This window comes from Cylindrospermum stagnale PCC 7417 (assembly GCF_000317535.1).
Lineage (GTDB): Bacteria > Cyanobacteriota > Cyanobacteriia > Cyanobacteriales > Nostocaceae > Cylindrospermum > Cylindrospermum stagnale.
In genome coordinates this window covers 1-26886 of the sequence record NC_019744.1, presented here as the reverse complement: position 1 = coordinate 26886, position 26886 = coordinate 1, and the positions used below count along the sequence as shown (strand labels likewise).

Here is a 26886-nt window from a genome sequence, read left to right as displayed (position 1 = left end):
CGTTGCTAAAACTAAGCCCAAAAGTGTTTTTGTAAAACTGAGATTCTCTCAATACCAAAAACTCTAGTACTTCTTTCAGAAAAGACTAAGTTGAACGGCCACAACCTTACTTATACTGCTAGGAAACTCATGAATTTTGTTACTTGTGCTAGATGTAGGAAGTTGAAAAGTATTAGGTTTAATGGTGGTGACGGCTAGAGAAATCTCGCTAATCCATTGAATATCTTCAATACTTCTGCCGAGCAACTTACCCACTATTCCTGGGTGAACATAACATTCTTGAATGCACCTGTCATCATCTAACCAGAAATCATCTCCGCTATCCTCACCATTTTCATCATTAGATAATGGTTCTGATGTATCCAAAGCCGCCTCATCCTCTTGTAAAACAGCATCAATTTCCTGCAAGCGCTGTGAAATTTCATCAATTCTTTCTAAATGTGGAAAACATTGTCCTACAAGAGATTCAAGTCTTACCTTTTCAATGTGTGCTTTTTCAAGTTCTTCTTGCAACTCTGGTAAATATTCTGGCAATGAGTCTATCAGTGCATCAAGACCAATTATAGGATTTGAGCGCTGAAATTCCAGCTTTTCTCTTTTGTTATTCAACATCCAGGGAAAATAGTACTCATTACCACAGCATTGAATGTATAGACCTAATTTGCTATTGGCTGGACGATAGTAAGCATACACATCAAATCCTCGGTAAGCAGCAATTTTCCTGGCAGAGATATTTTTTTGTTGGATAATATCTCTGCATTCAAGAGATATTCGTTTTGAGAGTTGCTCCGTTTCTCTTCCCGTCAAAACTGGCTTGGTAGCTTTGAGGTCTTCCTCAAGAAATTGAATTTGGCGCTCCAAAGTTTGAATTTTCCGATTCCAGCTATCTATATTCCACCCCAAACTGAATTGCTGCCTTTGGTGACTCCTTTGTTGAATGAGCAAAGAATTCAACTCACTCCGCAGATTAGACTCCTCAATTAACAGAGAGTTTCCTGTAGCCATCGACTTAATTTGAGCATAGGAATAAATTCCTTTATCACAATCTTCAACATTATCTAAATCCTCACCGTTGAGGAACTTAGCAGTCATTTCCTGTTTCCACTGTAAAGTTTGCCATCTGAGAGCATCTAGACGTTCCGTAACATACCTAAATATCCAAACAAAAGGCAGCGTACAACCCATAAATTCCCCATTTCCCTGCCTGATACCTCTCCCCTCCCGTTGAGTCAGGTCAGATGGTCGCCAAGGGGCATCTAGGTGGTGTATAGCCCATAATCCGCGACGGTGGACATTGCAACCAGTACCTAACTTTTTCGTACTTCCCAGCAGAACACGCACCTCACCAGCATCAATTAACTCAAAAAGTTTAGTGCGCTTGGATTTATTAAAATCATGGACAAACGCAATTTGCGATTCTGGGATACCTAATGCCATGAGCAGCATTTTCAAATACAAGTAGGTGCTGTATTTGTCTGGTTTGGGAATACTGGCATCACAAAATATCAGTTGAGTCCCTTTGACAGTAGTAGTTAGCTTCCAAATTTGCCAGATGTTCCAAGCGCACTCATGCAACTTGCTGACCTCTGCTTCCTGCGTTTCTCCCAACAAGCGCATAGTTAGAGCAGCTTTTGTGAGGTCTGTCGTCACCTTCAGCATATTATCAATGCTGGGTGCAACTTGCCGATTATGAATTTTCTCAGACCTTTTGAGAGCTTCCCTGAGAAATTGTAGCTGTGCTGGGGATGGTTCTACAACGACATCTACAAATTTAGGTTTTGGGCGTTTCAGGACATCGCCAATGTTATCATTTGTTTGGAGATCAACAAACTGATCCATTAGTCCTCTGAGAGCTTGGATATTGCAGAAACTCTTAAACCGAGTAACTACCTTATACTTACCACTAGCAGTAACTTCAGCAGAGGAGGTAGGTTCGGCAAATTGACTAGCCCACTCATCGAAAGTTTCTATTCCCAATTCTCGTAATTTAGGAAGTTGGAACATCCGCATCCAATTGAATAATTCTGCCATAGTATTTGACAGAATTGTGCCAGTTGCGCCAATTACTTTTCCTTTTAATTGGGAACAAGTTTCTGTGAGCATATCTCCCAGAATATGCAGAATTTTCATGTAGGTATCACTAGCGCGTTGACTCCAATTGTTGGGGATGCCTCTGATGTTGTACATCTTGGTTATGATAGATAAGTTCTTAAATTCATGAACTTCATCTATCACCAGCATATCTGTCAGATTATCAAAGTCGATGTGATTGTCTTTTCTGCTTGATTCTGTCACCTTCTTGATTTTATTCTCTAGGCTTTTTAATGCCTTTTTCAATTGTTTAGTGGTGATTCTGTCATTTGACTCATTTCTCAAGAAACTTTGGAGAATTTCTTTTTCTTGGTTGTGGAAAGCTAGTTGATAATCTTCCGATAATGCCAAACTGAAGAATTGGGAATGTGTAATGATAGTGCAATCAAAATCTCCCGTTTGAATGGCAGCAGTGAACATCTTTCTACCTTCGGCATCTAGCTTATCAGGAACTAATAAGTTTGCCATTGGATACAAATCTCGAAAGCTTGCTTCAATTTGGTTTTCTGTGCCATTTAACACTACTAACATTGGCTTATTAGCTAATCCCAACCTCCGACATTCCATGATGGCAGCAATCATGGTGTATGTTTTACCCAGTCCTACATCATGAGCAAGGAAGGTGGCATTTTCTTCTAGAATTCTGGAAACGGCATCTAACTGCCAATAGTTGAGGTGAACATTAGGATTACTACCTGGAAGTTTTAGGTAGCTACCGTTGTATTTTCGGGCAGCGAAAACGTTGATATGTGTGTTGTAGTAGGTATACAGTTCAACGCATCTTTGCTGATTCTCCCAAATCCAGTTTCTAAAAGCAAATTTGATTACTTCTAATTTAGCTCTGGCTTCTTCTGTCGCTTCATTAGATGCTAGAGTATTAATGGTATCTTTGCTTTCGTAAATAATGATTCTGGGGTCTTGACGATTTAATCCTTTTTCCAAGAGTTTGGCGCTATCTAAGTAACTAGTGCCATATTCTGTAATATCGTCAGAATTTCCTCCTATTGTCCAAAAAGATGTGCTGGATGAAGTAATGTGAGATATTGTCACTTTAATTTTCAGTATTTCTCTAGCAAATTGCTGGTAGATTTCTGGTTTAATCCAGTTTGTACCAAGCATTATGTGAATCTTCTTATTCAGGATTTTGTCTTTTTGGGAATCTGCAAGAGAATTCCAATCAATGTTTGATGTTTCTAGGCAGGCAAGTTTGATATCTTCTGTGGCATCTGGTAACATTGGCAATGGCTGAATTGCTTTGAGTGCCTCTATGTTTTTTGGCAAGTTAGCAGCAATTGCTTCTTGTAGTTTTCTGTAGACGTTACCAGATAAATACTGAGCAGTGAGTTCCCATTTCTGTGTACTTGGATTGTAGAAGATTAGGTTATCAGCATCAAGTTGTTGGATGATCTTCTCTGGAACGAGGTTGCTGATTTGTGAGATATAGTTTAAATCTAGGCAACCTTTTGTGTTGAGAGAATGTGTCAAAGCATCTTGTGCTGATTTGACTTTGGTGGGTGCAGAATATGAGCGACAGACTCGTTTAGAGAAAATATCGGCTAGTTTGTAATTACTCTTTTTTAGAGTTCTTACTAAATAATAATTGGGGTCTTTCCCCAGGTGTTCTAGGTTGTACTTGCTATTGATTCTGCCCCATCTCTGAATGAATGAGTTGTAGCTGTATTTCAGTTTTTGTTGGAGTTGTGTTAATTCTTCATCATCTACTCTTTGTTGGGCATTGATAACTTTTGTAAGGCAGCTACGCAGTTGCCAAAAGTCTTCAATTCGATTTTTTTCTACTGTTTCTACCAGTGCTAAATGGCTTTTTGCTCTTTGGTAAATCTGGTTTTTATGAATACAGAAAGCCATTTCTTTAATATGTTGCAATTCGGGTGGAACTAAAAGTAGTTCTGCTTCTTGTTCTTTAGGAGAGTAGTTAACGTTTAGAGGAATTTTGGTTAGAGCTTCAGATAATTCTCTGCCGTCATCTAAGAGAGCAAAACCTTCTCCATAGAGTTTGTTAATGCTTGGTGTTCCTAGTAAGTGATGTACATGAGGATAAATTCTCTGTTGGAAATGTGTAGATTGGGGATATTTCCACAAATGCTCTTGATAATATTTATCAAAGCTTCTCCCTTGAAATTCACTTAAGAAATACTCGTTGAGATGGGCTTTAGCTTTTTCACCTTCATTACCCCAATCTTGAGAAACAATTTGGATTTTTTGAGTATTCATCCATTTTGATATGTTGGACTGACTAGGATATTTCACTCTTTGGAATATCAGCAAAATTGGGCTTACTTGAGTTCTAGCTATTGCGTTAAATACTCCATTGGGAAGTCTTACTGCTGTCACAAGTTCTAGTTTTTGTCCTAACCAACCTCGGAACTTTTGAGAACTAGGCGCATCTAGGGTGTATGCAGAAGTAATCACTGCTATTAATCCTCCCTCTCTCACAAGGTCGGCAGATTTGGCGAGGAAGTAGTTATGGATGCTAACTCCTAGAAAGTTATATTTTGGGTCATTTACTCCATAGTCACCAAAGGGAAAATTCCCACATACCAGATCAAAATATGCGTCCGGGAAGCTTACTTCTTCAAATCCCTGATTGTAGAATTGAGCTTCAGGATATAGATGTTTGGCTATGGTAGCGGGTATTTTATCTAATTCAATGCCAAATAACTTTGAGTTGCGGCGTATTTGTTCTGGCATTAATCCAAAGAATAAGCCGGTACCGCAGGCTGGTTCTAAGATTCTGCCTCCGGTAAATCCGATTTGTGATAGCATTTCCCAAATACTGCGGATAATTGTGGGTTCTGTATAATGGGCATTTAATATGCTGCTGGCGGCATGATTAAATTCATCTTCACCCAGTAGGCTTTTCAGTTCTTGTTGCGCTTTGGCAACCCAGCCACTTTGTGGGTTTAAGCTAAATATTTCTGGTAGGCAGCCCCATCCATTGAATTTGGCTAATATTTGCAGTTGCTCTTGGTTGGGGGAGCCGCTGAGGGTTTGCAGGGTGATAATTGCTTGTTTGTTGTTCTCCCACCTTTGTTTGGGAGTTGTTTTTAATTCGGTTTCAATTGTTGAGTTGATTGTCAACATATCCCATTCTCCAAAAATTAGCTTTGGGAATGGGCGCGATAGCGCAAATTAATAATTTAACTAGCTACTCGTCATAATATAATTTTTGTTTGTACTTTGACGTTGAGATAAAAAAATGAAGAGTATAGCTTACATTTATAAGTAAGCTATACTCAATGGTTTTATATATGCCTCCAAAAGTTCTTACCAATACTTTTGAGACTGATAACTCTGTTATTAACAGATTCCTCTGTAGCGTTATCAGCCAGCACATAATCAGTTTTCAACAAAGAGTTCAGCAGTGATAGCTGGTGATCAACATCCCCTACATTACGGTATATTAAAGAAGGGTCTATTTTCATTCCTAAAGGTGTAGGAACTATTTTTAGATATTGGTTTAAAGAGTCTAGATAATTACTATTTGCAAATTGCCTTCCTGCTACATAAGGACGCAAAATTTCCAGTAATTGGATAGCTCTTTTGATTTCCAGAGAATCAGAAGTGCTATCAATTTGAGGTTGGCTTTCTCCGTATCCTTTCATTTTCTTTTCAGCAACAAGATTGTGAAATTTAGAAACTGCTTGTTGAGAATTACCGAAATAGTGAACTTTCTGCTGAGATTTGTAGCCTACTCTACCCCACTCAACAGTTAGATTACCTTGCTCAACCTTTGCACTCCAGAATTTGTTACTGTTTTGAGCAGCATCTACAAATACTAAGTATATTTCCATAATTAATACAGCGAGATTTCATGGTAACAATCAGCTAAAAAGTTGAACAGGACTTACGCAAAGCAGAACGAAAGTAGCGGTAATACCCTACGGGAAGTCTATGGCTACATGAATTACCGCTACGTAAGAATAAAGTTTTCAGTCATATCTTGCGTAAGTCCTATTGAATTGGTGATTAGATAGCGATCGCTTCTTTGTCCTGAGATGTCTGTGGCAAGTACAGGAATTACGCACAGGGTACGAAGAAATAGGACTTTTACGTATCCCTTCGGGAGCCGGAGGCATACCGCCAAGACGCCAAGAAATGGAAGACTTTGCGTAAGTCCTGAAGTAAAGAGATGGCCTACCCACCCGCATAGCGATCGCTTGCGTACTAATTGGGGTATAGTTACGGAAGCTGTCACAGGGGGCTTTCGTAGCCTGTGATTACTACGATACAAACGTTTCAGCCTTTATGATAATGAGGGATAGCGATTTCTAAAAAGTTCCGAATTACAATGGAGTCGGCACTTGGGGACGAAAATTCCGCGTTGTTCAACCCTTAAAACTAACTAAATTGAACTCAAAACACATAAAGTTCCGACTCCTGAATAAAATTCGGTACTTCTCTTATTACTTTGCACTTGGTGACAGCTTCCGTAACACTGCCCCTAATTGGTACGGAACCTAGAAGTACGAAGACTTCTCTTAGAAACCTGCACAGAACTAGAAGCTGGTCGCGCAACCTTTGACCAAGACTGCATTCGCTCAACAGCAGCAGCATCCTGAACAGCTAAAGGTGTAATATTTTGTTGGCAATTTTCTAAGTCAGCTAGTGTCACCTGCTGCGGCCTTCCCTCATCAAAAGCTAGTAGTGCGGCTTCTGATGCCAGAGTTTCCAATTCAGCACCGCTAAACTTGTTGGTACTAGCAGCGATCGCTTCCAGATACTCTTGCGGAACTTCTATACCGTATCGCTCCAGATGAATCTTGAGAATTTGACAACGTTCTGGTTCTGTGGGTAGGTCAACAAAGAAATTCTCATCAAACCGTCCTTTCCTCTTGAATTCGATGGGCAAAGCTGTTGGGTCATTACAGGTTGCCACCACAAACACCCCTGCCGTACACTCCGACATGAAAGTGAGGATATTCCCCAGAATCCTTTGTGAAACTCCAGAAGTATCGCCATTAGCTGAAAGTGCTTTCTCTACTTCATCAATCCACAAGACACAGGGTGCGATCGCTTCAGCCGTACTCAGTGCGCGGCGGACATTGCCTTCAGATTCTCCCACTAGGCTACCCAGCATTGAGGCAATATCTAGTTGCAACAGTGGAAGATTGAGTATAGTTGCAATGTTCTTCGCTACTATTGATTTACCTGTCCCTGGTGGCCCTGCCAGTAGCACCCCTTTTGGTTGGGGTAAATTTAGCGATCGCGCTTCTTGGGAAAATAACCGACGACGGCGTTGCAGCCAATCCCGTAGTAAATCCAAACCGCCAAAAGGTATTGTCGTTGGTTTACCCAATTCAATACCCATCTGAGCCAATAGCCGGGTCTTGTATTCGACAACCAAGGAAATCACTGTTGCATCAATTACAATGCCTTGAGAAGTTAATCGTTCTTTCACAGTCAACCGCAGGAAGTCACTGATTTCTTCTAGTGTCAAGCCTAATGCTGCTCTTGCCAAGGTTTCTTTATCTTCAGTGGTCAGAGAAACTGTAAAATTCACCTCTTGCTCACTGGCAGATTCTTGCAAATACAGCAAATATGATTCTAAGTGGTCTTGAATTTGCTCAATGCTGGGTAAAGGCACTTCACAGCAAGGAATTAGCCTCAGCAAAGATTCATGCAGTTGAATGTTTTGACCCAGAAGTACAATGCGCTTTTCAGTTGGTTTGAGACGATGGTACAAGTTTTTGACTCTGGTGAGGACTTCCCAACTCAATTGCAGTGAGTTTTTACCCACAAAAGGGTGAACATCTCCCAGGATGAAAACCCCATTCCCCTCGAAATTATTGATGTACTCGAATACATATATTAGAGGGTCTATGTGAGGAGGCTTTTTATAAGTCTCAACTGATTTGAATACCAGTCCACCATCGTCAGCAATCAGACATTGTTCTAAGCTGGATACTCCTAAATTCCAGAAATACATAGGACTGTTGAGTTTGTCCATAACTTCAGTAGTTAACCATTGAATAATGGTTGCTTCTTCAGGGGATAGAACCTCTAAAGCCACGATGGGTATTTGAGAATCAATGGTGGTAATTAGGTTTGATAGTTTCATGGTTGTGAATAAGGAATTTTGGTAACTCCCCGGTGAAAATTTATTGATGAAATAGCAAAGCTTGTTTACGTGAAGGATAATGAGGAGAGGGAGGAATGTTGAAGATAGTTTCCCCCTCCCTGGTTTGAGTTTATTGATGCAGTCGATGTTGATGAGTATTGGTGCTACGAAGCTGTTGGTGAGATTCGGGCTTGTAGGTGCGTTCGCCCTGTACCATCCCTAAAGCTTCCTCAAAAGGTTGGGTTGCTTCTACACAGAACAATCCATCAAAACCCTCAGCTTCTATTTTTACTTCACCTGTAGCAGCGTCAAAATGTATCAATATTGCCCGTTCCATAAGTTACCTCCGTACTTGTTGAGTTTGTTGATGTGCTGAGAATGCAAGACGCAAGGTATGTACCTGACCGTTGGTTTCTTCAGTGATGGTGCATTCTCCTAGCTGCTCTTGTAACTGGGCTGCTTTAGCGCGAACCATGTTTTTGCCGTAAGCTTGCATTAGGGTGTGAGAAAAGAAGTTTTCTCCCAGTCGGGGTACGGTTTCATAGGCATCATGAATGATTTCATACACCCCAGCTTCTTGATCCCACATAAACCCGATATCTGCGCGGACATTTAAAGTACGACCAGGAACAACAATTTCAGCACTTTTTCCTTCTGAGTCGTCGTAATAACCTCTCAGCAATTGTGGTTTTTCATAAACTTGCACGGTAAGCTGCAAATCTTGTAGTGCATCAACTAAACATTCACGATTAGTTAATTTTGTGGTGACAGTTGAGAAATGTGACATCTATTACCTCTGATTACTGTGAATTGGTAAATTAATACGGTTTATAGTGATGGACAAAAGAGCCAATATTTCTCTCACGTCCCCTCTCAATTGCGTAGCAAGATGGGGAGGTGTATTGTTTTCATCTACACCTCACACCTCGCGTTTGCTCAAAGATGATACAGACAGGCTCTTGGTTTTTTTTCCTACCGAAGTTTGAGAGACATGGCTGTAGCTTTGGTTAACCCCATACCCTCATCACTTGCTAATCGTTGAAGATGACGTTGTTCATCCAGAAGCTTGGAGTAAATTTCATCCATTTTTTCCTCCAATTGAGAACGCCCCTGTGAATCAAGCTTTTTGGCATCCACAGAAGCGTTTTCGAGAATATTTTCTAGATGAGTCATCATTTGTTCTAGGCTGCTACCTGCTTCAAAACTGGCATTACCCAAAAGCATTTGAACTTTCTTGAAATGACGTTCCATCTTCTTCTTGAAGTTGACTGGCTTGCGTCCTGGTTCCCAATTGCTCAAATCCTCCAGCAACTGGGCTGCTAGTTGTTCACCGCCTGCGATCGCAGATTCTCTAAGTGTTTGTTCTAAATTTCTGTCATAATGCTCGATAAATCGAGTTATTTGCTCCAAACATTCAGCTTGTTGTTCTGACAATTGCTCACTGATAGCGGGAATAATCACAGGACGACCAATTACTACTTGTAAATAGTCTTCTAGTTCCTCTAAACAGGGAAAAGCTTTTACTAAGTTTTGCTTAACTTCTTCTTGTTGTTCTACAGATAACTGCCAAGCATTAAGTGAGAGGAATTTATCAATCCGTTCTTGGTAATCTGTGTAACCCTCGTCATACTCTTCTCTCAGTTGAGTGCGTAAAGTAGGGGCAATATTATCTCGAATTTCGATTAATTGACTCCAGACTATGGGTGCTAGGTCTATGGAACAAATCCAATCACCATTGTCATAATTCATCCATTCTTGGACTGAGGCAACCTCTTGTCTTAATTTGTTTGCTGCTTCATCTAGAGCCTTGAAAACCTTGATGCCTTTTAAACCAACTTCTGAAGTTGTAACTTTTACTAAGTCTGATTCTTGTTCATTTTGAGACGATTTGAGAACATCTGCCCATTTTGGAGCATTGCTTTTGGTTGTTTTCTTTAACTGAATCTTGAACCGGATGCGCGTTTTGTTTAATTTGGAGAAGTTGTATCTTTCAACAACAGCGTCTTTGAGGAAGGTTTCATTTGAGTTGGGAATGACTGTTTGTAGCATATTGTTGTGAGAATCATATTATTTGCTCACTTTCAAAAAAGCGTTAGCTTCCAACTGATAGCTACACAATTTGTTCCCAAAATCTGATTTCAAGTTTGAGTTTGCCGCAACGGCAAGGTTATGGTTGAAAAAGTTGGCGCAATTAAATTTTGGCTCTTGCGTTGTTTTTATGGTGACTGAGGATTGATTATAACAAAACCCTTACAGGACAATGGTTATAAAGGATTATGCTCTTGTTTTAAAATGAAATGCCTAGAGAATAAGGCTTTTAATGATTTTGAACCAGGTTTTCCATAAAAATAACCTAAGAACCTAAATTTTTAACTTAATGGGTTCCTAACATTATCCTCCCACAGTTAGCTGCTCGATGAAAAGGAGCATTTCAAAAACATAAAATCCCGCACTTAATCAAGATTAGGATTTAATTAATCTGCCGTAGGCAATTGCCAAGTCTAATTTTATTTTTTGGAAGTTTCATTAATGAGTAAAGTTTCCGTCTAATCTAACTATATTCTGAATATATAGGGGAATTGCACGCTTGTTAAGAAGTATTGTTCTTTGATTCTGTAATTGAGTAGCTCCCACCCAGAATGGGCAGAAGCTGTGTACCTAAAATGGAAAATGGTATTTCTGAGTTTGATTGGCTCTCTTGTTTAAGTAGGTGGTTACAATTAAATATAAGATAAAAGGAGTCCAAAAATGGGTGCTAGAAGATGTCTGCTCCATTACGAGTTGCATTAACAGATTTAGAAAATTTGACGCTATTGGAGTTGCGAGAAGCGACAACAGTTCCTCAACGGACGCGAGATACCTTCGGTAAGCTTCGCTAACGCGCCCACATGATTCGATTAAATGCCCAAGGGTGGAATGTACCAGCGATTGCCAAAATTTTTGAGTGTCACGAACACACAGTACGAGCGACACTCCGACGTTGGCAGAACTTGGGGTTGGGAGGATTGTGGGAGGCCGCAGGACGAGGGGCAAAGCGCAAATGGCAGGAGGCAGACTTAGCATACTTAGAGTATTGTTTAGAAGTAGAACCTCGCACCTACAACAGTTTGCAGTTATCAGAAAAGTTGGCTCAACACAGAAATGTACAACTGAGTCCAGACCGTCTGCGACGTTTGCTCAAAAAAAAATTGGCGATGGAAACGCACGCGTCATAGTCATAAAGGAAAACAAGACCCAGAAAAACGACGGCTCAAGCAGGCAGACCTAGATACTTTAAAACAAGCGACTGTAGATGGTTATGTCGAACTCAAGTATCTTGATGAGTCTGGGTGTTGTCGTTGGAGCCCAGCCAGCTATAGTTACAGCCGTATTGGTAGCCAAAAACAAATGGCACAAGTCGGTAGTCGTGGTGGTCGCATCAGTATTTTGGGTTTGTGGTTGCCCCAGATCAGTTTCGAGTATGCCTTGGTTCAAGGTGGTTTCAAAACAGAACGCTACATTGAAGTTATGGATTGGGTTGCAGCCAAAGCACAACAGACTTTAGCTGAAACTGGTCGCATCACTGTTGTTGTTCACGACAACGGCTCCCTGCATACAAGTAAGAAAGCAAAACAACGATGGCAAGAGTGGCAACAAAAAGGACTATACCTGTTCTTCTTACCACCCTATTGTTCCGAGATGAATCGAATTGAGGAGGAGTGGCATCAACTAAAAACTCATGAAATCGCTGGACAGATGTTTGACAACAATTATGATTTAGCTATAGCAATCATTGATGGCATGGAGGCTAGAAGTTTAAAGGGTGGATATGCCCTTGAGCGTCTTATATTTAATTGCGCCTAGCTACTTATTCTTCAACTAAAAGTGCTTCTATCTGAGCCAGCAGTTTTTCCAAAGCTTTAAGCTTTTTAGGATTTTCCCAAATCTTCGCTTTTTGTAATTGGCTCGATGCTTCCTTATAACGAATCTTTAGTGAAGGTGGTTCTGGGTTTACCTGACGAGTTGCTTTGATTCTTTCGTTAATCTGAGTTAGTGATAGACTGTCTGCTATTGTCGCCTCTAAGAGTGCGATTCGTTGTGATAAGTCTTTGACACGAGCGATCGCAGTGGCTTTGGTATATTCAATTTCACCTTTCCGCAAGGCATCTAGTACATCTTCCGGCAGTTTCAGTAACGGTAGACGACTGCTGACAAAAGATTCCCAGGTTATCATTCCCAAGGCATCAAATACAGCTTCTATAGCTTCTGAATCATCACTACCCAAAACGTTTTGGGTAACTTTACCTTTAGTCTCATTTTGCATTCGGTAGAGAAGTGAAACTACGTTACTGACATCCTGATTTAATCTCAAACTTAAAAGCTGAAGTATACCTTCAGTTTCTTCAATTGGGTTCAAATCTTCTCGAATCAGGTTTTCAACAAGCGATAACTGCAAGGCTTCTCTATCGTTGAGTTCTCTAACAACAACGGGTATTTCTTCTAGTCCTACCGTCAGGGCTGCTCGATACCGCCGCTCCCCTGCAACTAACTCATATTGTCCTTCTTGTAGAGGACGGACTAAAAGAGGCTCTAGAATACCGTGTTCTTTAACTGATATTACCAGCTGTTCTAGTTTTTCTGCATCAAAGTAGCGCCGGGGCTGAGAATTAGGCAGCTTTATAGAGTTGATGGCAATTGTATGCGGGGTGCTAGTAGCATCTTCAGTTGGGTAAACGCTATCTCCAAGCAATGCAGCTACGCCTTTCAACTGACTGGTATAGGGTTGGTCTTTTTTATTGGTAATCACTTCAATTTCTCTAAACCTAAAGCTATTTTTTCTAATACATCAACGGCTGGATGTTTGCGATTGAATAATGCTAAAGGCAATCGTGCCTCACTAGCGTCGGCAAAAGCAATGGCTTTGGGAATTGGGTCGTAGACTGTCGCAAGTGGTGACAGTTGTTCTGAGATGGCTTTGAAAGTTCTGCTTTCCTGAGCAGTACGAGCATCATACATTGTAGGTATAAATCCGGCGATTGCCAAAGAACGATTTGCAGCTTTGCGGAGTGTCGCTACTGTATTTAAGAGCAAGTCCGTTCCTTGAAACGATTTGAATTGACATTGAATTGGAACTAAAACGTGGGTTGCTGCCACCAAGCTGATAACACTCAAAATACCCAAACTCGGAGGACAATCTATCAAAATAAAATCGTATTTGTCCAATACAGGAGCGATCGCATTTTTGAGGCGCATTTCTCGCATTAAGGCAGATACCAATTCAAGCTCGGCAGCACTTAAGTTAATATTTGAGGGAACTAACGACAGTCCATGAATCAGTTCAGGATGTATGGCTAATGCTTCTTCTCCAACGGCAGCTTCGTACACAGTTTTTGTGAGATTCTCTGGTTCCAGCCCCATAAATGTGGTCAAGCTTGCTTGGGGGTCCATGTCAATCAACAGCACACGGTTAGGATGACGTTGCGCTAAATGATACCCCAAGTTCATTGTTAAAGTGCTTTTCCCCACACCGCCAGACTGGTTAAATAGCGCAATGATGCGAATCATGCGGTGTCTCCTTACAATCAGGTTTTTTACTAAATCTTACAATCAAAAAGAGATTGTGATCATTGTTTGCACTCTAGTTTATCGTGAATTGTCTAGAATCTTGTTGGTGGTAGGGGACTTGTAATTTTAGAATGTCCCAATCAAGTTTTGGAATCTTCTACTTGATATAGATATCGACTGATATTTTATTTATAAAGTGAGTCCCTAGATGGGATATTAAACCACTTTTCGACAACTAAGGGACTTCTCACAGAAAAAAATACCTCTGGCAAAGCAGCCAGAAGTAAGATCATTAGAAGGGAATGTTAGAAATATTAGTAGTCCGAGAATGCCCGTTGTTAGATGCTGTGGCTACACCAGCACCAACTAGCTGTTGAGTATTTTCCTGTGGTGTTGGTTGAACAACAGGGGTAGCAGTTGGTGTATGAGTGCGATTACCAGTGGTAGTGCAGATGAACGTGCGGATAACCAAGGCAGTTTTCTTTTCCTTATATCCCTTACCGCTATCCACTACGTTAATATCCAAATATCCCATAGCGATACCAGTAGCGTTCACTCCTGATTCAGCGATGGAAACTGCTGCTGCTCCCTTGGTTCTGTAAGGAATTGTGTCTTCTACTACTCCATCTTTTGAATAGAAGGAGAAAGCACATTCACCATAGACAATCTTTATTCCTTGACTGTCAAAGGCTTCATCAATAGTGAGCAGTCGAATAGTTTGGGTTGAGTTAATCATGGTCTATCCTTGTGATTGAACTGTAAATTTTTCATTACAACTGCGCTTTGCGCTTTCCAGCCAAAACATCCCACAGGCAAATGCTATGCTGCGGGATGTATTTGGTTTTCTAGAAGTTGGAGTTAATTATTGAGTTTTGGTCATCACCAGTTTCATTAGAATCTTTCCGTTGAGCAGAACTGATGAGTTCTAGATTGTTGACACGAATTATTGGTTTTTGTCTGAGTTCGTCTGTGTTTTTATCTGTCCATCTATCGAAGATTATTTCACCGGTGATGCCAATAGTAGAACCTTTTTGAACCCAGTCTGCTGCTACTTGAGCAATATTTCCCCAAAGTTCTAAATCAAACCAGAGGGGAGATTCACTTCTGTAGGGAGGTTTGACAGCAAGAGTCAAGGCTGTTTTCATCGCACCTGACTCGAAATAGCGGATTTCAGGTGGTTGACCAACGCGACCAACTAAATCAACTTTATTGATGTATTGCTGAGTCATAATATTTTCCTTGGATACTCAATTTTTTTCACGGTAATAGCGCGATAGCGCATTTCCAGTTATGAAACCAAATGAATGATTTGCTACAGGCTGATTTGAGGACTGGTATTGGAAACAGCCCAGTATCAATCCTAATTGCGCCTAGCGCACTGATTACTTACGGCATTGGGCGCAAACCCTGCAAAAAAATAACCCCAAATCTGCTTGAGACTTGAGGTTTATAACTACAAAATTTGTTCCTTGGTTGCTAAACCATGTAGTTTGGTTACTAATTTCTCTTCTTTCATGCGAGAGAAACCAGGGATTTTGTGGAATTTGGCTAACTCCTTTAGTCTTTTTAGAGTTAGTGGTTGTAAATCTGCCAAACTTGCTAACTCTGGAGAATTGGAAATATTTGTTATTTCTGATGAAGAGTTAACAGGTGTTGATGAATCACTTGAAACGACGATGAGTTCTGCTGTGTTGCAGGCAATCATATTATTACTGTCAACGCTATGACCGTCATCTGGAGTTGAAGTAGATTCAGATGATGTTGGAGGAGCGATTGTTTCTGGCAGTGCGCTTTGTGCGATCGCCTTCGGCACTGAGTTATCCTCAATCGCTACGATTGTATCTGGTATAGCGATCGCTTCCGGTGGTGTGCTTTCCTCAATTTCTTCGCTTACCGCAGTTACTGTACTATCAGCAGCTTCACTAGGAGTATCATCTGTTGAGGATGTCAATTCAAATAATTCTGGTGAAGCGATCGCATCTGCTATTGAGTTTTCCCCAATTTCTTCACTCACCACAGATACTGTATTATCACCAGCTTCATTACGAGTTTCTTCTAGTGGGGAAGTAGATTCAGGTGCTGTTGGAGGAGCGATCGCCATCGGTACTGAGTTCTCCTCAATCTCTTCGCTTACCGTATGTACTGTATCACTACTAGATTCAGTAGGAGTATTATTTGGTTTAGTTGATGTTGATGAAGTAATTGCATCACTACTGCTGAGGCTAGAAATTTCCGTTTTGGTTTCTGTTTCCCCATTGGTGTAACTGAGAATTTGCTCAATACTGGCTACAGTGGGTTCTTTCAACACAGTAATTCTGTGTACGTTTCCCACCTTTCTAACTGAAATTCTTGCCCCAGCCGTGCGGAGTTTTGTTGTCAAGTCGTTGAGCAGGAGAAAAGCTACATCCAATTGACGGTAATTATTTATAATGGCACTCATGGTTTTTTGTTCAATTTAGTTCACCACAAGAGCGCATAGCGCAATCCTTTTGTCCAAAAACATCGTTCAGTATTTTTGTGAGTTTAGACAGACTGCGTTGAAAACGTAGTTTTTGGTATTAGTCAGGAAACAATAAAACTTCCCATACCAAACGGGGAGAGGCCATTTTCAACAGAGAGTTTTTGGCATCTTCCAATTTCAACAGCCAATTTTGATAACTCAGAAATTCCCTCCAGCAATATTGCAGGTAATCCAGCAGCCATAGTTGTTGATGAAAATCTAATTGAACCTCAATATCTTTGGCGATACTTAGTGCTGTTAACAGACTGCTAGGAGGTTGAATTAGTTCTTGCAAAAGTGATTTTGGGATAGATTGAAGTTGATCATGGTAAGCGATCGCATCCCCAGGAGAACCACCTGCAAACTGTATAACATTTGGGCGATTGAGAATTTCAGAACGTCCCACATTGTCTAAAACAGTGGTCATTTGGGCGTTGTTTAGACGCTGGAAAGGAATCAGTTGACAACGGCTGGTAATTGTAGCCAGTAACCTTTGGGGTTGGGATGAAATGAGGATAATTGTGCCGGATATTGGTTCTTCTAATGTTTTCAGGAGTGCATTAGCAGCAGTGGGTGGCATTCTTTCAGCATTTTCTACCACGACAATTTTGTAAGGTGCAATTAGAGGGGAGGTAGCCAGAAATTGGGTGATTTCTCGAATCTGCTCAATTCTAATTTGGGATGGAGTTTTTCGCAGTACCCCAGAAGCTGCTATTTCACTTTCATTTAACAACTGTTTTTGGTGTATGTATGTTGGTTCAATCCATAAACTATCAGGACAGTTAGCTAGGTTTTGGATGTTGAAAATTTCAGCGATAAAGCATTTAGCAGCTAAGGACTTTCCTACTCCGTCTGCTCCAGCAAACAAATAAGCAGGGACAATTCGGTTGTGTGTAATTGCACCTTTGAGTAAAGATACCGCTAAATTTTGACCAATGATTTTTGATAACTGCCAGTTTTCTGCAATTGGCTGTGTAGATTCGGAATCTATACTTTGAGAAGGTTCACAAACAGAAAGGTCTGTTGTGAGATCAAGTAGATCAAGTTGCTTCATTTTTTGAGTTTTGGAAATTGTTGATTAGACATCTCCAGAAATTTAATTTCCCTCTAACAACCGGAGCATTTTAGGTTAAATTTCCGAGGTGTTTATTGCATTTGCAAGAAGTAATACCTACGAGCAAAGTTTGATAATTTGAGTTTGCAAGGCGAGTTTTTCATCTACACCAGATTTGAGCATTAGCTCTAGTTCCAACAGCATTTTCAAACTATTTTTCAGCTTGTTTGCACAACAATTAGCAACCTCTTGGCGGATGTAATACAAGCGTTTGGGATTTTTCACGTCTGCAAGTTGGGTTATTGTATTGTCGTCTTGACACCCGGTGATGATCATCTGTTTGACTGTTAGCCAAGTGCGAAAGGTAGTAGTCAGGGTAGCGGTAATCTTTAAAGCTGGTTCGTTACAGTTAATTAAGCGTTCAACAAATTCTAATGCTTGAGCAATGTCACCTAAGCGAATGGCGTTGGCTAGTTGTAAACTATTAGCTGCACTTTCTGACACTAATTCTTTCACCATATCCCCGTTGACTGTTTTACCCAAAGCATAGGTTTTGAGCTTTTCTAGTTCGGTGAATATCAGTCGTGTATTATTGCCTGTGTAATCAATCAATACTGTGTAGGCATCGGTGGTGACTGTTACACCTACTTCATCAGCTATAGTACGAGCTTGCTGTATTAATGCTTGGGTTTGCCATTGGGGAATGAGAGGAAATTCTTTTACCTGTGCGTATTCCAGCAGTAGTTTGACTGATTTATTTCTCGCGTCAGGTTTGTGAGTGTTGGTGATAAGGACGGTATTTGTTGAGGGAATTTTGGGGAGAATGGACTCCAACTGCAACAAAATTTCTTTTGAACAAACTCCCAGTAATGTGCTGTTGGGCAAATGTACTAATCTTCCTCCACTCCCAACTGGTGGTGTCATGATATCGGATAATGCTTGAGGAATGGTTTCTTTAGATTCTGGGGGGTATTCTGTATAGTTGAAGTTTGCCCATTGTTGATCTAGAGTGTGGGTTTTTAGTTGTTTGATGGTGCGAGTTAGAAAGAATTCGTTTTCACCAAAGTATAAATATGTTGACATAGTAGTACAGCAATTGTATTGTCGTACATGAGCGTTAGCTCTATAATGGTATTGTTTGTCACTTTTTCCCCTTTTAGGGCTTTAGGCGTTACCTAATTGTAAAATTTTTACTCTACTGCCTTAATCAACAAAACAGTAAACATATTTATTAACTAAGTAAGATGGTTGACTTCAAAAAGAAATTAGGACTTAAATCAATTGAGAAAAAAGTAAATCCAGTTGAGATTTATGATGTGTTAGATAGAAAAAGTGAAACTGGCGATCTTCGTCCAGTACAGAAAGAAATGCTTACAGATTGGTGGCTGAATCGAAGAAAAGACAAGGACTTGATCTTAAAACTACATACTGGACAAGGAAAAACTTTAATTGGATTATTAATGCTTCAATCAAAATTAAATGAAAACAAAGAACCATGTTTATATGTCTGTCCCAATATATATTTACTACAGCAAACTTGCCAAGAAGCAGAGAAGTTTGGAATCAGCTATGTAACTCTTAATCATGATAACTCTCTTCCAGAGGAGTTTTTAAGTTCAGAGAAAATATTAATAGTTCATGTTCAAAAACTTTTTAATGGTAAATCCATTTTTGGCATAGGTGGTAACTTTACTAAAGTTAATACAATTTTATTAGATGATTCTCATGCTTGTATAGACTACATAAATAACTCTTTTAAAATAACAGTAAATAACGAGCATAAAATTTATACAAAACTAATTCAGTTATTTGAAGATGATTTAAGAAAACAAGGTGAAGGTAGTTTTTTAGAAATTCAAAGTGGTAAATACAGTACATTTCTCCCAGTGCCTTATTGGAGTTGGGAAGGTAAAAAATCAGAAGTTGCCGAAATTTTATCACAACACACTGAAGATAAAGAAGTACAATTTACTTGGGATTTAATTAAGGATAGTCTTGAGAATTGTCAATGTTTTATAAGTGGGCAAAAATTAGAAATTTCACCTTTTATAAGCCCCATATATCAATTTGGCACTTTTAATAAAGCTAAACATAAAATTTTAATGTCAGCAACTACTCAAAATGATTCGTTTTTTATAAAAGGACTCGGTTTGGATGCGAAAGCAGTTAAAAACCCTCTCGTTTACAACAATGAGAAATGGTCTGGTGAAAAAATGATATTGATCCCTTCATTAATTCACAGCAGTTTAGACAGAACATCTATTATAAATAGATTTGCCAAAAAAGACCCTAAACGTACCGTAGGGATAGTCGTAATAACTCCCAGTTTTCCAAAAGCTAATACATACAAACAATGTGGTTCTATTGTAACAGATACAGATAATATTTTTGAAGAAATTAATAAATTGAAAGATAATCATTACAGTAATACTATTGTTCTTGCAAATAGGTATGATGGCATAGACCTTCCTGATAATTCTTGTCGTATTTTGATAATAGATTCAATACCGTATGCAAGTTCACTAACAGAAAAATATGAAGAAGAATGCAGATCAAATAGTGAGCAGATAAATATTAAAATTGCTCAAAAAATAGAACAGGGATTAGGTAGAAGTGTAAGAGGGGAGAAAGATTATAGTGTCATCTTAATCATTGGATACGATTTGGTGAAATTTATTAAAAGTATTAATTCAAATAAATTTTTCTCGGAACAAACAAGAAAACAAATAGAAATAGGAATTGAGGTTGGGAAGTTTGCGGAGGAAGAATTAGGAGAAAAAAAACAACAACCTTTAGATGTTGTAATGAATTTAATCAATCAATGTTTAAAAAGAGATGAAGGATGGAAAGAATTCTACAAAGAAAAAATGGATGAAGATGCTACTATTACATCTAGTAATGGTAAAGATTTTATAGAAATATTAGAATTGGAAAAAAAAGCAGAAGATTCCTTGCATATCAATGAGCTAGAAAATGCAATAACTTGTATTCAAAAAATAATTGATTCCTTCTGTCAAGAAGATTCAACGGAAAAGGGTTGGTATCTACAAATTTTAGCTCGTTATCAATATCGAATTAGTAAATTAGAATCTAACAAAACACAAAAAAGTGCATTTAAAAATAATAATAATCTTTTGAAACCAAAAGAAGGTATTAATTATAAGAAACTGCAATATATAAGTGAAAATAGAATTAAAAGGATAAAGGAATGGACATCTTTAAATGCAAATTATGAAGAACTTATGATGAATATAGATGATATTCTTGAAAGTTTGAGTTTTGGACAACCTGCGAAGAAGTTTGAAAAAGCTCTTCAAGATTTGGGTAGCGCAATTGGTTTTCTTAGCCAAAGACCAGAGAGAGAATTTATGAAGGGAGCAGATAACCTTTGGTGTGGTGAAGATAGCCAGTATTTTATTTTTGAATGTAAGAGTGAAGTTGAAGACTCACGAGATGAAATATTTAAAACTGAAACTGGTCAAATGAATAATCATTGTGGGTGGTTTGAAGATACATACAAAACAGAAAAAGTAAAAAGAATATTAATTATCCCTACTAAAAAGGTTTCTAATGAAGGGAACTTTACTCATCAAGTTGAAATAATGAGAAAAGGTAAGCTTAAACTCTTAAGAGATAATGTTAGGTCTTTTTTCAAGGAATTTAAGGATTATAAAATTCAAGATATTAGTGATGAAAAAATTCAGCAATGGTTAGTTACTCACAAACTTGACATATCTTCTTTACTAAAGGAATATAGTGAGCCATACTATCAGAAAAAATAATACTCAAATTGTATAAGAATAATAAACTGCCTGAAAAACCGCTTTTAAGGCTATCTTTCCTGAATTTTTAGCTTCAATTGCAATATGATAGAACATAGCTGAAACCTTGATTCTTCTGTACCACTCTGGTGATAACTTTGACAAATGAGAGCGATCGCCCCATTACCATAGACGATCGCTCTCATCATTAGTATAATCCCCCACTCAAAACAGACTCAACTGCTTTCCCACATCACCTTGAGGCTCAACAACCGAAAGTAACTCATCTCGTTTTTTAGCGATCAACTCCAAATAATACCCACTAGAATAGGCTTCAGAATTAGTCAGTCCCAAAATTCCTTGATAAAACGTCACAACATCCCCAGTATTACCCAGAACCAGAAGAGCCTTTTCACCTTTCTTAATTTTGCGAGTAACCTGTAACTGTTCCACAGGAAAATCACCAGAACGAATAACCTTTGTTAATTCCTGGTAATATTGTTCTGCCTTAGCTTTTGACAGAAGATATCGTGTCAAGTAGTTCAAAGGAAACTCCTTTTCTAGACGAGAACGGTTTCTTTTCCGCCATGAACCCTTAGTAGTAATTTTACCATCTTCATGCCAGATAATATAGTTTTTAGCTCCTCTAGAGGGAACAAACATCGCTTTAGCAAGAATTTCCAACTCTATTTTGATACCAGTAGGTAAAGCATTTTGCAGCTTTTCAAATATCAGCAGTGGTTCAGTGTGGGAGAAGAACACACCATCAGTATCACTTTCAACCTGGATACCTCCCGCTTTTTCAATCACATCAATCATGAATCGCAGAATACGTCTACCATAAGCTGTAACCAGTGCAGCAGCTTCCATATCGTTAAAACCAACACCAGAAGTCCCATAAAAGCCAAACAACGAGTTGATTAACACTTTGAGAGCAGCTTCAGCTTGTTTAGCTGCTAAATCTCCAGCTTTTCCTAATTCTTTGAGTCTGAGTCGTTCCCTGGTGAGATAGTCGAGAATACTTAACCCCACTCGTCGCGTATCCTTGCGGGAGCAAATACCATATTTAAGCATAATGCTGGGATACAGACTGGAAACGTCAATTTTGGCAATGTGTTTGTGTAAACCTGGTACTGAAATTACCAGTCCCCCCTCAAATTTCAACTTCAGATCAGCTGTTGGTTTGTAACCTGGATATTGTCTTTCTAAAACTCGCTGCCATTTAGTACCATTACCAGTGAGCGATAGTTGTTGTAAATTCATACCTGGTACTATCAGCGATTCATAGTAATAGGAAGGAACTAATTTATCAGCAATTAATTTCGTATCTTCTAAGTCAAAAATTAGGTATTTTCTGATTGTTTCCCATCCTTGAGAACCTGCACCTTCACCCCAACAATTTTGAATTTCTTGGGGTGTTAAAACTAATCTAGCAGATTCTCGCAATCCCATTTCTATGACTGCACTTTTTAGGGAATGTTGATGTAATGCTTTATTGACAAAATCCCATCTCAAGACGCAAATATACACATCAATATGTTGGCTGGTGCTGATGAATATTTCCGAAATATTCATAGGCTTGCCAAATACCTGTGCCGTCTTGATAATTCTCGATTGATTAGAGATAGTAAATGGGTGAGATATGTTATTGATTAGGCATCTAGTAATGATAAATGGAAAATCAAAATCTGTACCGTTGTATGTGAGAACTACATCAGGAGAAATAGACTGAAAATAGGAAATAAATTGGCAGAGTAATTTTGATTCATTTTCATCCATAAATACAAAATACTCGCCCAATTCATTCATACAACCAATAGCGAAAATTCTATCTTTACTAGGAATCAGCCCTGAAGTTTCAATGTCAATAACCATTTGCTTCAGGGCATTGTAAGGTTTAATAGTCTGTAAAGGCTGCCAGGATTGATAAACAGTATCATCTGTGTAGAAAATGTTTAACTTATCTTCGGCAACAGTAATTTGATTATCGCTTTTGCTGACAAAATGACGATGATTGTAATTAATGCTCATTGTGATTATGAGTTATTTACTAATGGTTTTTATCTTTTGATTTTGTAAAAAAATGAATGATTTTACATCTATAACGGCATTAGACGCTAATATTTAAAAAGCTTGTTACAAATAGATTTTCAAAATAATTGCTGTGGTTATTTTATAATGTAATTCCAAATTAATATGAAACTCCATAGAATAAATTATCAGGAATAATTAAACGCAGATAAACACAGATGAAGATAGAACAATGAATTTTAGGATTCTGTGCAGCTTCACATAAGATTGGTGTAAGAAATTAGCTAATTTAGGAATTAGTATGTGATGGAAAATTTAAAAGCCATTCATCTTGAATGGCTGGTTATATAGCAATTCTAAATAATTCTTAAAATTTACATTTATTCTCTTTGCACCTCTGGGTAAGGCTATTTCCATAAATGAATCTTCAAAAATTAGATAAGATTGCTATACCAATTGATAGAATGTTATCGAGAAGATGATAACTGTTGTACCGTTTCTACCCAAATAGGAGCTTTCTTACCATTGACTGGAATCAAAGAATTCCAATGTTCTTGCAGGGATTCAAGACTCATATTTGGTAATTTCTGTTGCCCCCAAGCGATCGCATCAGCAGGTGTCTTCCAATTCGTCCAAGGTGGATCTTCAGCAATGGGAACAAATTGACTCGAATTTGTGGAGTTAGTAGCAGGTAGTAAACCTAAAATACCAACCTCTAACCATAACTGCGGTTGAGTAGATAATTTTACCTGCACTTCACATTGTCTCAGGTGTTGCTGTGCTGCCAAAATAGTTGTAGTCTCCCAATCTTTAGATATTTGGCACAATTGTTGCCAAGTATCTTCAGTTAGCATCACCATTTCTTTACTGCTAGGAGATGTTTTAGCAATCAACATATCTCGATAAAAGCTAGTGAGATTTTGCAGAATTACTAAAGGTTCCTTACCCCATTCCAATAAATTGCGAATAATAGTAATTATTGAATTACTGTCATTTTCAGCAATTCTCTCCACCATTGTCAGCAATTTATATTCAGGTACATTTCCCACCATTTCCCACACCCAATTTTGGTCAATGGTGATATTTAGTAAACTCAATTGATCCAGCAAACATTGACTATCCCGCAAACAACCAGAAGATATTTGTGCGACTAGGCGTAGTGCTTCTGGGGTAATATTAATTAATTCCTCAGTAACAATGTGGTTAAGATGTTGTACCATATCCTCCACACCAATTCTCTTGAAATCGAACCTTTGACAACGAGAAATAATCGTCGCAGGAACTTTGTGAATTTCTGTGGTGCAGAGGATAAACACTACATTTTTTGGTGGTTCTTCCAAAGTTTTGAGTAAAGCTTGAAATCCTTGTGAACTGAGGCTATGCACTTCATCCAAAACAAACACCTTGTAGCGGCTGTTGACAGGTATGATGTGGGTGCGGTCAATAATTTGTCTGATATTTTCAACACCAGAGTTACTAGCAGCATCTATTTCTACCACATCTAGGGATAAGCCTTTGGAGATGCCGGTACACGAATTGCACTGGCCGCAGGGTGTGGGGGTAGGAAAATCACCATGTTGACAGTTGAGAGATTTGGCCAGGATGCGTGCGCTGGAAGTTTTACCCGTACCTCTAGGGCCAGTGAATAGGTACGCCGGGGCAATTCTTTGGGATGTGATAGCATTGGTTAGAGTAGTAGCGATCGCACGTTGACCGACAAGTTCAGTAAAAGACTGAGGGCGATATTTAAGGTGAAGTGGTTGATATGCCATGTTTTTCAAATGCAGATATGTTGAATTCCCCAAGCTCATGTATTAGCAACAAGCTTGGGGTGTAATAAGTAGTTTTGAGTTGGAGTAAAATAGACCTGACTGATGGGAGGTGTGGTTAATGCAAAAGCAACCCTCTGTAATTGTTAATGCAGTCAACCTATGCAGCTGCGACTTTCTTTTTTCTGCCTCTAGCTTTAGGAGTAGAATTTGCAGGAGGTATCGGATTGACCATAGTTTTCCCTACGGTTTTAGGTAAAGAAGGATTTGCTGCTAATTCACTATTTTCCTCATTAACAGTTTCTTCCATGACATCTTCATCAGCAGCTACATCCACATCAGCAATTACCTCACTATTACCAATAAGTTCAACTGGCATCACCAGAATTAATTGATTGAGAATGCCGTCAACAGGAGTAATAATTACAGGAGTTGTTGGTTGGTTGACATTAATCAATACCTCATTTGTGGGTATGAATTTAAGAGCCTGATCCACATATTTGATATTGAAAGCAATCACTAATTTTTGCTGATAATCACCTTGTGGCTTAATGTTTAAAGATTCCACAGCACCACCTATATCTGAAGAGTCTGTAGATAATGTTGCTTGTTGATGCTTGTAGTCGCAGGTAATCTTGACAATCTTATTCCTTTGGTCGGCAACAATTCCTACCCGTTTTATGGCATTATCAAACAATTTTCTGTCAATAGTAAATTGATATTGGAACTGTTGGGGAATTAGAGATGAATATTTGGGATAATCTCCTTCTAATAATCTGGTAGTAATTTGGATATTGGGTAATGTAAACACCGCAATGCCATTGGTAATGCTAATAGTACATTCGCTGTTATCTCCTACAGTACCTAAAATCTTTTGTAATTCTGTTAGTGTTTGCTGAGGAATTGTGATTTCTACTGCATCTAACCCAGCCTCACTTTGTGCATTTTCTGTCAATTGTTTATCTATTTCTATCGTGCCAGAAGCAACTGCTAACCGATGTCCATCTGTTGCTGCTGCTTCCCAACTGCTTTTAGTAAACTGGAAATGTACTCCAGCTAAAACTTGCTTATTTTCATCATGACTAGCAGCAAATAATGTTGCTTCTAATGCTTGTAACAACTTGATTGCTGGTAGTGTAATATTCTTGCCTTCAATTTCTGGCAGTGATGGAAACTCTTGAGGATTAACTGTTTGAATACGACATTTACCAGAGGAGTGAGTGATAATGGCGGCATTATCTACAATCTCCAGGGTAATCTCTTGTTTGGGAAGACTAGAAATAACTTGGGTGAATAATTTGGCAGGTAAGGCAACTTTACCTTCTATCTCTATTTTAGATTTGCATTGGACTCTAATACCTAAACTAAAATCAAAAGCAGTAACTAAAATGTGTTGTTCCTGTTTATCTGCAATCAACAATATATTGTTGAGGATGGGGTGATGAGGTTTGTTCGGTACAGCGGAACTAACCAAATAAAGTGTATCAGTGAGGTCTTTTTGAGAAATTGCGAATTTCATAATGTAAAGTCCACGTAATGCCATGTAATGTCAGTAAATCAACGAAAGAAGAGGTGCTTAGTGGCAAACCAAGCACCTTTATTCACTTTGTGTCTCGTACAGAAGGCAGTTATTTTCTGGAATTAATGTTTGGTAATTATCTTGCGTCGCTAAAAACCATGAATATAAACAGTTTTGGCGATTTTAGTATGACCTAAATTCTTACGTTTTTTAGTCATCTGTTTTGGTTTATACCAATTCTCTATGAAGACGCGCTATATATGAGGAACGAACCGCAAAGGGCGCAAAGAACACAAAGAAAGAAACAAATAAGAAGTCAAGAAAATTTAGCGCAGCCTCAGAAAGAAATGGTATTAATTGGTAATTTAGAACTTACGCACAAGTTACGGAGGAATGAACCGCAGAGGCACAGAGAAGCCAGTGCGTTGCGGGGGTTCCCCCCGTTGTAGCAACTGGCGCGACACAGAGAAATGAGAGTTTGAGAGATATTTTGCGTAAGTCCTATAATTTATTACAATTCATTGTGTGATTCAATGGA

General features: G+C 38.8%; 18 protein-coding genes and 1 pseudogene. 2 read left to right on the top strand and 17 right to left on the bottom strand.

Features of this window, described 5'->3' with window-relative positions; translation table 11 throughout:
- Positions 1-75: 75 nt before the first annotated feature.
- The 6 genes from CYLST_RS31400 to CYLST_RS31375 form a co-directional block, all read right to left on the bottom strand.
- Positions 76-5193 (bottom strand): DEAD/DEAH box helicase family protein, encoded by a 5118-nt coding sequence (locus tag CYLST_RS31400; RefSeq protein WP_015186397.1) that lies wholly within the window; start codon positions 5191-5193, stop codon positions 76-78.
- Between the two features lie 161 nt (positions 5194-5354).
- Positions 5355-5903 carry a WGR domain-containing protein gene (locus CYLST_RS31395; RefSeq protein WP_015186396.1) on the bottom strand — a complete coding sequence of 183 codons (549 nt, stop codon included), beginning with the start codon at positions 5901-5903 and terminating at the stop codon, positions 5355-5357.
- 650 nt (positions 5904-6553) lie between these two features.
- Positions 6554-8170, bottom strand: coding sequence for an AAA family ATPase (locus CYLST_RS31390; protein WP_015186395.1), 1617 nt, complete (start codon positions 8168-8170; stop codon positions 6554-6556).
- A gap of 130 nt (positions 8171-8300) precedes the next feature.
- Complete coding sequence (locus CYLST_RS31385; RefSeq protein ID WP_015186394.1) at positions 8301-8507, bottom strand: DUF2997 domain-containing protein; 207 nt, start codon at positions 8505-8507, stop codon at positions 8301-8303.
- A gap of 3 nt (positions 8508-8510) precedes the next feature.
- Complete coding sequence (locus tag CYLST_RS31380; protein WP_015186393.1) at positions 8511-8957, bottom strand: DUF1257 domain-containing protein; 447 nt, start codon at positions 8955-8957, stop codon at positions 8511-8513.
- 185 nt (positions 8958-9142) lie between these two features.
- Positions 9143-10219: a hypothetical protein gene (locus tag CYLST_RS31375; RefSeq protein WP_015186392.1), complete on the bottom strand. Its 1077-nt coding sequence runs from the start codon at positions 10217-10219 to the stop codon at positions 9143-9145.
- A 713-nt stretch (positions 10220-10932) separates the two neighbouring features.
- Between CYLST_RS31375 and CYLST_RS33945 the strand changes: the two are divergent.
- Positions 10933-12013: pseudogene (locus tag CYLST_RS33945) on the top strand (IS630 family transposase).
- 4 nt (positions 12014-12017) lie between these two features.
- Here the strand turns inward: CYLST_RS33945 and CYLST_RS31360 are convergent.
- From CYLST_RS31360 to holA, 7 genes are all read right to left on the bottom strand, one after another.
- Positions 12018-12956, bottom strand: coding sequence for a ParB/RepB/Spo0J family partition protein (locus CYLST_RS31360; protein WP_015186391.1), 939 nt, complete (start codon positions 12954-12956; stop codon positions 12018-12020).
- Positions 12953-13714 carry a ParA family protein gene (locus tag CYLST_RS31355; RefSeq protein WP_015186390.1) on the bottom strand — a complete coding sequence of 254 codons (762 nt, stop codon included), beginning with the start codon at positions 13712-13714 and terminating at the stop codon, positions 12953-12955. Before CYLST_RS31355 ends, CYLST_RS31360 begins: the two co-directional genes overlap by 4 nt.
- 292 nt (positions 13715-14006) lie before the next feature.
- A complete protein-coding gene (locus CYLST_RS31350; RefSeq protein WP_015186389.1) occupies positions 14007-14450 on the bottom strand; it encodes a hypothetical protein in 444 nt (147 codons plus the stop codon).
- Positions 14451-14559: 109 nt separating this feature from the next.
- On the bottom strand, positions 14560-14943 hold the full coding sequence (gene ssb / locus CYLST_RS31345) for a single-stranded DNA-binding protein (protein WP_015186388.1): 384 nt from the start codon (positions 14941-14943) through the stop codon (positions 14560-14562).
- Positions 14944-15167: 224 nt separating this feature from the next.
- Positions 15168-16154 (bottom strand): hypothetical protein, encoded by a 987-nt coding sequence (locus tag CYLST_RS32680; RefSeq protein WP_015186387.1) that lies wholly within the window; start codon positions 16152-16154, stop codon positions 15168-15170.
- A gap of 118 nt (positions 16155-16272) precedes the next feature.
- A complete protein-coding gene (locus CYLST_RS31335; protein WP_015186386.1) occupies positions 16273-17268 on the bottom strand; it encodes a DNA polymerase III, delta prime subunit in 996 nt (331 codons plus the stop codon).
- Positions 17269-17385: 117 nt separating this feature from the next.
- Entirely contained in the window at positions 17386-18351 is a 966-nt protein-coding gene (gene holA, locus CYLST_RS31330) for a DNA polymerase III subunit delta (RefSeq protein ID WP_015186385.1), read from the bottom strand.
- 161 nt (positions 18352-18512) lie between these two features.
- Here holA and CYLST_RS31325 point away from each other — a divergent pair, with 161 nt between their 5' ends.
- Positions 18513-21050, top strand: coding sequence for a DEAD/DEAH box helicase (locus CYLST_RS31325; RefSeq protein WP_015186384.1), 2538 nt, complete (start codon positions 18513-18515; stop codon positions 21048-21050).
- A gap of 50 nt (positions 21051-21100) precedes the next feature.
- On the opposite strand, the gene CYLST_RS35010 is transcribed toward CYLST_RS31325, so the two are convergent.
- From CYLST_RS35010 to dnaN, 4 genes are all read right to left on the bottom strand, one after another.
- Positions 21101-21238 carry a hypothetical protein gene (locus tag CYLST_RS35010; RefSeq protein WP_157162748.1) on the bottom strand — a complete coding sequence of 46 codons (138 nt, stop codon included), beginning with the start codon at positions 21236-21238 and terminating at the stop codon, positions 21101-21103.
- 16 nt (positions 21239-21254) lie between these two features.
- Entirely contained in the window at positions 21255-23060 is a 1806-nt protein-coding gene (locus CYLST_RS31320; RefSeq protein WP_015186382.1) for a DNA polymerase domain-containing protein, read from the bottom strand.
- A gap of 467 nt (positions 23061-23527) precedes the next feature.
- Positions 23528-24832: a DNA polymerase III subunit gamma/tau gene (locus CYLST_RS31315; RefSeq protein ID WP_041234228.1), complete on the bottom strand. Its 1305-nt coding sequence runs from the start codon at positions 24830-24832 to the stop codon at positions 23528-23530.
- A 157-nt stretch (positions 24833-24989) separates the two neighbouring features.
- Positions 24990-26348, bottom strand: coding sequence for a DNA polymerase III subunit beta (gene dnaN, locus CYLST_RS31310; protein WP_041234227.1), 1359 nt, complete (start codon positions 26346-26348; stop codon positions 24990-24992).
- Between the last annotated feature and the right edge of the window lie 538 nt (positions 26349-26886).

Coding starts and splice junctions, on each gene's coding strand:
- CYLST_RS31400 (WP_015186397.1), bottom strand. CDS start 5,193: ATGTTGACAATCAACTCAACAATTGAAACCGAATTAAAAACAACTCCC.
- CYLST_RS31395 (WP_015186396.1), bottom strand. CDS start 5,903: ATGGAAATATACTTAGTATTTGTAGATGCTGCTCAAAACAGTAACAAA.
- CYLST_RS31390 (WP_015186395.1), bottom strand. CDS start 8,170: ATGAAACTATCAAACCTAATTACCACCATTGATTCTCAAATACCCATC.
- CYLST_RS31385 (WP_015186394.1), bottom strand. CDS start 8,507: ATGGAACGGGCAATATTGATACATTTTGACGCTGCTACAGGTGAAGTA.
- CYLST_RS31380 (WP_015186393.1), bottom strand. CDS start 8,957: ATGTCACATTTCTCAACTGTCACCACAAAATTAACTAATCGTGAATGT.
- CYLST_RS31375 (WP_015186392.1), bottom strand. CDS start 10,219: ATGCTACAAACAGTCATTCCCAACTCAAATGAAACCTTCCTCAAAGAC.
- CYLST_RS31355 (WP_015186390.1), bottom strand. CDS start 13,714: ATGATTCGCATCATTGCGCTATTTAACCAGTCTGGCGGTGTGGGGAAA.
- CYLST_RS31350 (WP_015186389.1), bottom strand. CDS start 14,450: ATGATTAACTCAACCCAAACTATTCGACTGCTCACTATTGATGAAGCC.
- ssb (WP_015186388.1), bottom strand. CDS start 14,943: ATGACTCAGCAATACATCAATAAAGTTGATTTAGTTGGTCGCGTTGGT.
- CYLST_RS32680 (WP_015186387.1), bottom strand. CDS start 16,154: ATGAGTGCCATTATAAATAATTACCGTCAATTGGATGTAGCTTTTCTC.
- CYLST_RS31335 (WP_015186386.1), bottom strand. CDS start 17,268: ATGAAGCAACTTGATCTACTTGATCTCACAACAGACCTTTCTGTTTGT.
- holA (WP_015186385.1), bottom strand. CDS start 18,351: ATGTCAACATATTTATACTTTGGTGAAAACGAATTCTTTCTAACTCGC.
- CYLST_RS31325 (WP_015186384.1), top strand. CDS start 18,513: ATGGTTGACTTCAAAAAGAAATTAGGACTTAAATCAATTGAGAAAAAA.
- CYLST_RS35010 (WP_157162748.1), bottom strand. CDS start 21,238: ATGATGAGAGCGATCGTCTATGGTAATGGGGCGATCGCTCTCATTTGT.
- CYLST_RS31320 (WP_015186382.1), bottom strand. CDS start 23,060: ATGAGCATTAATTACAATCATCGTCATTTTGTCAGCAAAAGCGATAAT.
- CYLST_RS31315 (WP_041234228.1), bottom strand. CDS start 24,832: ATGGCATATCAACCACTTCACCTTAAATATCGCCCTCAGTCTTTTACT.
- dnaN (WP_041234227.1), bottom strand. CDS start 26,348: ATGAAATTCGCAATTTCTCAAAAAGACCTCACTGATACACTTTATTTG.